We start from the raw sequence: 8,599 nt of genomic DNA on the forward strand, positions 1-8,599 counted from the left end.
AGTATTGTCAAACATGGCCGCCGCGGCGCTGGGGGGGTATAACGGGGTGTCGTGGGGGGCCGCCGCCGTGGGGCGCCGGCCCCCGACAATCTTCGCGGCGGGGACGGCCTCAGGCCGGCAGGGCGGCCTGGCCGTCGCTTCGGATTTCGGCGACCAGGACGGAAAGCCCTTGCGCCTGGTCGGCCAGTTCGGTCACGGCCGTGGCCGACTGGAGCATGGCGTCGGCGGTCTCCGAGGCGATGCGGTGGATGGCGGCCACGGACTGGTTGACTTCCTCCACCGAGGCCGACTGCTCCTCGGCCGCCGTGGCGATGGCCCGGACCTGTTCTCCGGCCGCTTCCACCACGGCCACGATGTCGGCCAGGGCCGCGCCCGAGGATCTGGCCAGGGTCGTGGCCTCCTCGACGCTGGCCACGGCGCCGTCCACCAGGGACACGGTTTCGATGGTGCCCTGCTGGATGCCGGCGATGGCCTCGCCCACCTCCTTGGTGGCGGCCATGGTCTTTTCGGCCAGTTTCCTGACCTCGTCGGCGACCACGGCGAAGCCGCGCCCGGCCTCGCCGGCCCGGGCCGCCTCGATGGCGGCGTTGAGGGCCAAAAGGTTGGTCTGGTCGGCGATGTCGGAAATGACGTTCATGACCGCGCCGATGCCCTGGGCCCGCCGGCCAAGGCCCGACATGGTGTCCTTGAGGCCCACGGCCCGGCCGCGCACGGTGTCCACGGCCGCGACCACGGAATCGGCCAGCGTCGCGCCCCGGCGGGCCATCTCCTGGGCCTGGCGGGCGTTTTCCGCCGTGTCGGCGGCGTTTTTGGCCACCTCGAGGATGGTGGCGTTCATCTGCTCCATGGCCGTCGCGGCGCCCTGCACCCGGTCGCTTTGCTCGATGGCCCCCTGGCTCGACTGTTCGATCTGGGCCGAGAGCTCCTGGGAGGCCGAGGCCATGCGTTCGGCCACGGCGGCGGCTTCGGCGGCGGCGTGGCCGATGACGGCGTTTTGCGAGGCGATCCGCTGCTGCTGGCGGCGCAGTTCCGACAGGTCCGTGAACATGGCGAAGCCGCCCAGGCACGTGCCGTCGAGGTCGAAAAGCGGCGCGGCGTCGATCTGGGTGAAGGCCGTGTTGCCCTTGCGGGTCGGCGTCTCGGTCTGGATACCTGTGATGGCCCGGCCCTCGGCCACGGCTCGGCCGGTGATGGTCTGCCGCCCGGGGTCGCCGTAGAAGAACTGGCCGACCGGCTGGCCCAGGTAGTCCTCGGGCTTGCCGTCGGCCTCCAGGAAATCGAGCACGGGCTGGTTGATGAAGCGCAGGTTGCCGGAGGGTCCCGAGACCACGCAGGCCAGCGGCATGGCGTCCAGGAGGCCCTTGGCGAAGCCCAGGCGTTCCTTGAGCTGGCCGACCATGGTGCGCACGTGCCCGGCCAGGCCGGCCATCTCGAAGCGGAACCGCCCGGACAGGGTCGCGGCGTAGTCGCCGGAGCCGATACGGTCGGCGTACATCGACAGGGCGGCCAGGGGCCGCAGCACCAGGCGGCGGCTGACGAGCGCGATGACGGTCGTGACCAGGGCGACCACGGCCAGCCCCACGCCGGCCAGCACCCAGCGCTGGGCCCGGGCCGTGGCCGTCAGGTCGGACCGGGAGGCGGTCATGGCCGTGTACCAGCCCGTGGCGGCGCTGCGCGTCACGGCCATGACCTTTTCGTCGCCCTTCCAGACGTAGTCGAACACGCCGCTTTGGGCGGCCATGAGCTTCCGGACGAAATCGAGCTTGGACACGTCCTGCCCGACCTGTTCGGCGTCCGCGCCGTGGGAGAGCACCGTGCCCGAGGCGTCCAGGGCGAAGCCGTAGCCTTTCTCGCCCAGGCGCAGGGGCGCGACCAGGCCGGCGGCGACGCCCGCGATGTCCATGTTGACGATCACGCCGCCTCTGACCTTGCCGTCCGGGCCGAGGACCGGGCTGGCCGCCGACACGATGAGCCCGCCGCCGTGCTTGGCCCGCATGGCCGTGGGCGTGACGTAAGCGGTCTGGCCGGAGCGGTAGGCCGCCACGTACGGGCGTTCGGCGTAGGAAGGGCCCGCCTCGAAGTCCTGGCCTGCGGCGTCGCGCCCGGCCAGCAGCTTGCCCGAGGCGTCGAGGACCAGAATGGAGCGGACGCCCTTGTAGCTGCCCAGCGTCTCGGCCAGCACCGTTTTGGCGATGGCCGGATTCCCGTCGTAGGCGTCGCGGACGCCCGGCCGCCGGGCCAGGGCGACGGCCAGTTCCATGGCCGCCGCGGCGTGGATGTCCAGGGCCTTGGAGGCGGCGTCGGCCATCTGGCGCATGGACTGCTCGGCCATGGACTCGGCCAGGGCGGTGGTGGTGTGCGAGACGTAGAGGAGCAGGGCCAGGATGCCGGCCAGGACCGTGGTCCCGACGGCGAGGGTCAGCACGCCGCTGATGCCTAGGGTGCGCATGGGGTACTCCAGGGAAGATGTTGCGCCGGAATCGGGGGCGGTTCGGCCCCCGGCCGATGTTCGAGGAAGGGGACTGTACGGGCAGCGTGTGTCGGAAAGGAAACGGCGGCGCGGCGATGCGGCGGCGGGGACTGTACAAGTGGCCTGGTGCGGCGTATCTGTCAGAATGGGAATGACGCTTTCGCAAGGTTCGGCATGGGCGAGGCGTCGGGCGGCCCGACGTGGGAACCCTGTCCCGGCCCGAACCGGGTCGCATCCCCGGAGGCGCGTATGAGCAACGGCATGTTCCTGCTGGTCCTGATCGTGTTCGGCTTCGTGGTCCTGGCCTACTTCAACCGCCGGGCCAAGAACTACAAGGAGCGCCATCCGGGCAAGGACAATCCCATCGACAAATGGATGACCGGCAAGGACGACCGGGACGACGATCTGTAAGCCGCCCGGACGGGGCAGCCCCGCCCGTCCCGACGGCGGGAGGCGACATGATGCGTGCCCGAATCATGCGGCTGGTCTATTTTTCCCCAACGGGAACCTCGCGCAGGATCGTGCGGGGCATCGGCCAGGGGCTCGGCCTGAAGACGTGCGAGGAGCTCGACTTGACGGGGCCGGCCCGCCTGGCTGCGCCCCCTTCGGACAAGGACGTGCTGACCGTGGTCGGCGCGCCGGTCTACGCCGGACGCCTGCCGGCCGAGGCCGTGCACCGGCTGCGGCGGCTGCGGGGGGCGGGGGGGCCGGCCGTGGTCACCGTGACCTACGGCAACCGGGCCTTCGAGGACGCCTTGCTGGAACTGCGCGACCTGGCCGGGGAGCTCGGCTTCGTGCCGGTCGGCGGCGGGGCGTTCGTGGGCGAGCATTCCTACAGTTCGCCCGAAACGCCCATCGCCTCGGGGCGGCCGGACGGCAAGGACCTGCGGGCGGCCCGGGACTTCGGCCGGGCCGTGGCGGCCAAGCTCGGCTGGCTGGGCGATCTGGCCGCCTGGACGCCGCTCTCGGTCCCGGGCGACTTCCCCTACCGGGAATCCGGGCTTTCCGGCGGCGTCGCGCCGCGCACGCTCCCCGAGCTCTGCGAGGCCTGCGGCCAGTGCGCCACGGCCTGTCCCATGGGAGGCATCCGCCTGGACGGGGGAGCGGTGCTCACGGAGGCGGCGCGCTGCATCCGCTGCTGCGCCTGCGTCAAGGGCTGCCCCAGCGGGGCGCGCGTCTTCGACCACCCGGCCCTGCTGGAGACGGCGCGCCGGCTGGCCGCGACCTGCCGGGAACGCCGGGAGCCAGAGACGTTTCTCTGATCGGGCCGGCTATTTGAGCAGGGTGAGGAACTTTCCGGTCACGGAGTCGGGGTTGGCCTTCAGTTCCTCGGGCGTGCCCCGGGCCACGATGCGCCCGCCGGCCTCGCCGCCGCCGGGGCCGAGGTCGAGCACGTAGTCCGAGGCCGCGACCACGTCGGTGTTGTGCTCGATGACCACCACGCTGGCCCCCTTGTCCACGAGTTTGTGCAGTACGGTGATGAGCTTGCCCACCTCCTGCATGTGCAGGCCGGTGGTGGGCTCGTCGAGGATGTAGAGCGCCCCGGGCAGGCTGCGCTTGCCGAGCTCGCGCGAGATCTTGATGCGCTGGGCCTCGCCGCCGGACAGGGTCGTGGCCGGCTGGCCCAGGTGCAGGTATTCGAGGCCCACTTCCTCGAGCACGGCCAGCCGGCGGTCGAGCACCGGATAGTTCTCGAAAAAGCCCCGGGCCTGGCGCACGGTGAGGTCGAGCACCTCGGCGATGGTCAGGCCCTTGTAGCGCACGTCCAGGGTCTCGCGGTTGTAGCGAAGCCCCCCGCAGACCTCGCAGGTGACGTAGATGTCCGGCAAAAAGTGCATCTCCACCCGGATCTGGCCGTCGCCGCCGCAGGCCTCGCAGCGCCCGCCCTTGACGTTGAAGCTGAAGCGGCCCGGCTTGAAGCCGCGCCGCTTGGCGTCGGGCGTGCCGGCGAAGATCTCGCGGATCTCGTCGAAGACCTTGGTGTAGGTGGCCGGGTTGGAGCGCGGCGTGCGGCCGATGGGCGTCTGGTCGATGCTCACGATCTTCTCGACGAGCCCCGCGCCCTCGATGCCGGCGATCATGCCCGGCGCGTCCACCTTGAGGCCCTTGGACAGGGCCAGGTGCTTGTAGAGGGTGTCCATGACCAGCGAGCTCTTGCCCGAGCCGGACACGCCCGTGACGCAGACCAGCCGGCCGAGCGGAATCTCGGCGTCGATGTTTTTGAGGTTGTTGGTGGTCACGCCGCGAAGGACCAGGGACTTCTCCCCGGTGCGGCGCGTCTCGGGGATGGGCGAGGCGGCGTCGCCGCGCAGGTACTTGCCGGTGAGGGACTTGCCGTCGGCCAGCATGCCGGCCACGTCGCCCTGGTAGACGATCTCGCCGCCCAGACGCCCCGAGCCGGGGCCGAGTTCGATGACGTGGTCGGCGTTTCGGATGGTGGCCTCGTCGTGCTCCACCACGAGCACGGTGTTGCCCCGGCCCTGCAGCTGGCGCAGGGTGCCGAGGAGCCGGTCGTTGTCGCGGGGATGCAGGCCGATGCTCGGCTCGTCCAGAACGTAGGTGACCCCGACCAGGCCCGAGCCGAGCTGCCCGGCCAGGCGGATGCGCTGGGCTTCGCCGCCGGAGAGCGTGGCCATGTTGCGGGCCAGGGCCAGGTAGTCCAGGCCGACGCCCGTGAGAAATTTCAGGCGGTGGGTGAGTTCCTTGAGCAGCGGCTCGGCGATGATCGCCTCGGCCCCGGCGAAGCGCAAGCCCGAAAGCCAGGCCAGGGCCTTGTCGATGGGCAGGGAGCAGAAGGCGAAGATGTCGGCGTCGGCCACTTTCACGGCCAGGGCCTCGGGCCGCAGCCTGGCCCCCTGGCAGACCGGGCAGGGCCGGGACTGGCGGTAGCGGGCCAGTTCGTCGCGCCAGACCGAGCCGAAGGACTGGCCGTGCTCGAGCAGGTGGACCACGCCGTCCCAGCCGAAGGCCTTGTCCCCGAAAAAGAGCGCCGCCCAGGCCTCGGCCGAGAAATCGGCCAGGGGCGTGCGCAGGGAAAACCCGTGGCGTTTGCCCAGATCCTCCAGCCGGCGGGCGTAGCGGGCCAGGGCGCGCTCGCTCTTCCAGGGCAGGATGCCGCCCGTGGCCAGGGACAGGCCCTTGTTGGGGGCGAGCAGGGCCGGCTCGAAGTATTCCACCGCGCCGATGCCCGAGCAGGCCGGGCAGGCTCCCTGGGGGCTGTTGAAGGAAAAGAGCTGGGGCGAGGGCTTGGGCACGCTGATCTTGCAGGTGGGGCAGGAGGAGGCCGTGGAAAAGACCCGGTCCGCCGCCTTGCCTTCGTGGTCGGCGATGATGAGCCGCCCCTCGCCCTGGGCCAGGGCCAGCTCCACCGAATCCGACAGGCGCGAACGGATGCCGTCTTTGACCACCAGCCGGTCCACCACGAGGTCGATGTTGTGGCGCTTGTTCTTTTCGAGTTCCGGCATGGGCTCCAGGGGGGCCACCGCGCCATTGACGCGGATTCTCGCGAATCCCTGGCTCTTGAGCTTTTTGAGCCGGTCGGCGTGGGTGCCCTTCTGGTGCTCGACCAGGGGGGCCAGCAGCAGGAGCTTCGCGCCCTCGGGCAGGGCCAGCACGTCGTTTATGATTTCGTCCGTGGTGCGGGCGGCGATGGGCTGGCCGCACTTGGGGCAGTGGGGCTTGCCCAGGCGGGCGAAGAAGACGCGCAGGAAGTCGTAGATTTCCGTCACCGTGCCGACCGTCGAGCGCGGGTTTCGCGTGGCGGTCTGCTGCTCCAGGGAGATGGCCGGGGACAGCCCCTCGATCTTGTCCACCTGGGGCTTGTCCATCTGGGGCAAAAACTGCCTGGCGTAGGCCGAGAGGGACTCCACGTAGCGGCGCTGGCCCTCGGCGTAGACGATGTCGAAGGCCAGGGTGGACTTGCCCGAGCCCGAGGGGCCGCACACGACCACCAGCTGGTCGCGGGGAATGTCCAGGGATATGTTCTTGAGGTTGTGCTGGCGCGCTCCCTCGATGCGGATGACTCGCTGACTCATGAAAACTCCGGAATCGTTCTGAACAAGCCCAGATAATCCCTTGGCGGGAAAAGGCAAGCGCAATCGCTCGCCTGCGCCGGGCCGTTACAGGAAGAGCAGAAGCGAAACGGCCATCACGGCCATGCCCGCGATCAGGCCGTAGATGGCCATGTGGTGCTCGCCGAACTCCTCGGCGGCCGGGAGCAGTTCGTCCAGCGAGATGTAGACCATGATCCCGGCCACGCTCGCGAAGAGCACGCCAAAGACCACCGGGGTGAAGAAGGGCATGAGCAGCACGTAGCCCACCAGCGCGCCCACCGGCTCGGTGACGCCCGAGAGGAAGGAGAGCGCGAAGGCCTTCTTGCGGCTGCCCGTGGCGTAGTAGAGCGGGATGGACACCGCGATGCCCTCGGGGATGTTGTGGATGGCGATGGCCGTGGCGATGGCCACGCCCAGGGCGGGCTCGGTCAGGGCGGCCGTGAAGGTGGCCAGCCCCTCGGGGAAGTTGTGGATGGCGATGGCCAGGGCCGCGAACAACCCGGTGCGCCTGAGCTTGGCGAAGTCGTGGGTCTCGTTCTTGGGCAGGTTCTCCTGGCCCCAGTCCATCTCCTCGATGGTGTGCATCTCGTGGGGGTTCTCGTAGCTGGGCACGAGCTTGTCGATGAGCGCGATGAGCGCCACCCCGCCGAAGAAGGCCCCCGCCGTGCTCCAGGCACCGCCCACCTTGCCCAGGGACCCGGTGAGCACCTCCTGGGCCTTGGCGAAGATCTCCACGAAGGAGACGTAGATCATCACCCCGGCCGAGAACCCGAGGGCCATGGACAGGACTCGCGTGTTGGTCCTGCGGGTCAAAAAGGCGATCATGGAGCCGACGCCCGTGGCCAGGCCCGCGAAAAGGGTCAGGGAAAAGGCGATCAACACCGTTTCGGAATCGAACTGCATCTGTGGTCCTCTGGGAAGGCTGGTTGGATCGGCTGAAGGGCCACCCTAGCCGGACAGGGTGTCGATGAGAAGCGCGACGTTGAGCGCGATGACCACCGCTGCTATCACGGCGAGCAGCGCCGTGGTGGAGGGCTTGTTGGCCCACTTGCCCATGACCTTCTTCGACGAGGTCAGGTAGAGCTGGAGCAGGATGGTGAAGGGCAGCTGGATGGACAGGGCGATCTGCGAGTAGATGAGCCCCGTGAACGGGTCCGGGATGACGAGGATCATCAGGTAGGCCAGGCCAAGGGTCAGGGCGACGCCCAGGCGGGTGTGCAGGTCGCGGATGTCGTAGGGCTCCTTGAAGATGCCCGCGAAGATGGCCCCTCCGGCCATGCCCGCCGTGAGCGAGGAGGCCACGCCCGCCAGCAGCAGGGCCAGGGCGAAGACCAGCGCGGCCGACCCGCCCACCAACGGGGTGAGCAGGTTCTGGGCCTGCTCCAGTTCCGTGACGGCCACGCCGTGGGTGAAGAACGCGGCGGCGGCCAGGAGGATCATGGCGGAGTTGATGGCCCAACCGATGATCATGGACACCAGCGTGTCCAGGAACTCGTACTTGAGCTGGTGGTGGATCATGGAGTCGTTGTCCAGGTTCCACTGGCGGCTCTGGATGATCTCGGAGTGCAGGAAGAGGTTGTGCGGCATGACCACCGCGCCCAGCACGCTCATGACGATGGGCACCGAGCCGTCGGGAAACGAGGGCACGACCCATCCGGCCACGGCCTGGGGCCAGTCGATCCTGACCATGGCCAGCTCGAAGATGAAGGACAGGCCGATGAGCGAGACGAAGCCGATGATGTAGCGCTCGATGCGCCTGTAGGAGTTGGCGAAGAGCATCCAGGCCACCACGAAAAGGCACAGGAGCGCCCCCAGCCACAGGGGCAGGCCGAAGAGCATCTTGAGCGCGATGGCCCCGCCCAGAAGCTCGGCCAGTGCCGTGGAGACCGAGGCCAGCACGGCCGTGCCCAGCACGAAGTTGGACGCGGGCTTCGGCAGGTGGTGCGAAGCGCACTCCGAGAGGCAGAGCCCCGTGGCGATGCCCAGGTGCGCGGCGTTGTGCTGCAGGACGATGAGCATGACGGTGGAGAGCGTCACCATCCACAGGAGCTTGTAGCCGAACCCGGCCCCGGCGGCC

The 8,599-nt window shown here is 69.4% G+C and carries 6 protein-coding genes; 2 read left to right on the forward strand and 4 right to left on the reverse strand.

Features of this window, described 5'->3' with window-relative positions; genetic code table 11:
- Positions 1–109 precede the first annotated feature (109 nt).
- Positions 110–2,449, reverse strand: a complete 2,340-nt coding sequence (locus Q1K70_RS22060; RefSeq protein ID WP_300164920.1) for a methyl-accepting chemotaxis protein — start codon at positions 2,447–2,449, stop codon at positions 110–112.
- Between the two features lie 270 nt (positions 2,450–2,719).
- Between Q1K70_RS22060 and Q1K70_RS22065 the strand changes: the two genes are divergently transcribed.
- The gene (locus Q1K70_RS22065) at positions 2,720–2,881 is read left to right on the forward strand and encodes a nucleoside transporter (RefSeq protein ID WP_300164923.1); all 162 of its coding nucleotides are present in this window, start codon (positions 2,720–2,722) and stop codon (positions 2,879–2,881) included.
- Between the two features lie 47 nt (positions 2,882–2,928).
- Positions 2,929–3,732 (forward strand): 4Fe-4S binding protein, encoded by an 804-nt coding sequence (locus Q1K70_RS22070; protein WP_300164925.1) that lies wholly within the window; start codon positions 2,929–2,931, stop codon positions 3,730–3,732.
- Positions 3,733–3,741: 9 nt separating this feature from the next.
- Here the strand turns inward: Q1K70_RS22070 and uvrA are convergent, their stop codons facing one another.
- The 3 genes from uvrA to Q1K70_RS22085 form a co-directional block, all read right to left on the reverse strand.
- Positions 3,742–6,504, reverse strand: coding sequence for an excinuclease ABC subunit UvrA (gene uvrA / locus Q1K70_RS22075; RefSeq protein WP_300164927.1), 2,763 nt, complete (start codon positions 6,502–6,504; stop codon positions 3,742–3,744).
- Between the two features lie 84 nt (positions 6,505–6,588).
- Positions 6,589–7,425 carry a zinc transporter ZupT gene (gene zupT, locus Q1K70_RS22080; protein ID WP_300164930.1) on the reverse strand — a complete coding sequence of 279 codons (837 nt, stop codon included), beginning with the start codon at positions 7,423–7,425 and terminating at the stop codon, positions 6,589–6,591.
- Between the two features lie 45 nt (positions 7,426–7,470).
- Positions 7,471–8,599, reverse strand: a 1,129-nt coding sequence (locus Q1K70_RS22085) for an Nramp family divalent metal transporter (protein WP_300164932.1), incomplete at its 5' end; no start/stop codon positions are given.

This window comes from Solidesulfovibrio sp. (assembly GCF_029978005.1).
In the GTDB taxonomy this organism is placed as follows: domain Bacteria; phylum Desulfobacterota; class Desulfovibrionia; order Desulfovibrionales; family Desulfovibrionaceae; genus Solidesulfovibrio.

Excerpts from the sequence above, each read along its gene's own strand:
- Q1K70_RS22060 (WP_300164920.1), bottom strand. The coding sequence starts at position 2,449 with ATGCGCACCCTAGGCATCAGCGGCGTGCTGACCCTCGCCGTCGGGACC.
- Q1K70_RS22065 (WP_300164923.1), top strand. The coding sequence starts at position 2,720 with ATGAGCAACGGCATGTTCCTGCTGGTCCTGATCGTGTTCGGCTTCGTG.
- Q1K70_RS22070 (WP_300164925.1), top strand. The coding sequence starts at position 2,929 with ATGATGCGTGCCCGAATCATGCGGCTGGTCTATTTTTCCCCAACGGGA.
- uvrA (WP_300164927.1), bottom strand. The coding sequence starts at position 6,504 with ATGAGTCAGCGAGTCATCCGCATCGAGGGAGCGCGCCAGCACAACCTC.
- zupT (WP_300164930.1), bottom strand. The coding sequence starts at position 7,425 with ATGCAGTTCGATTCCGAAACGGTGTTGATCGCCTTTTCCCTGACCCTT.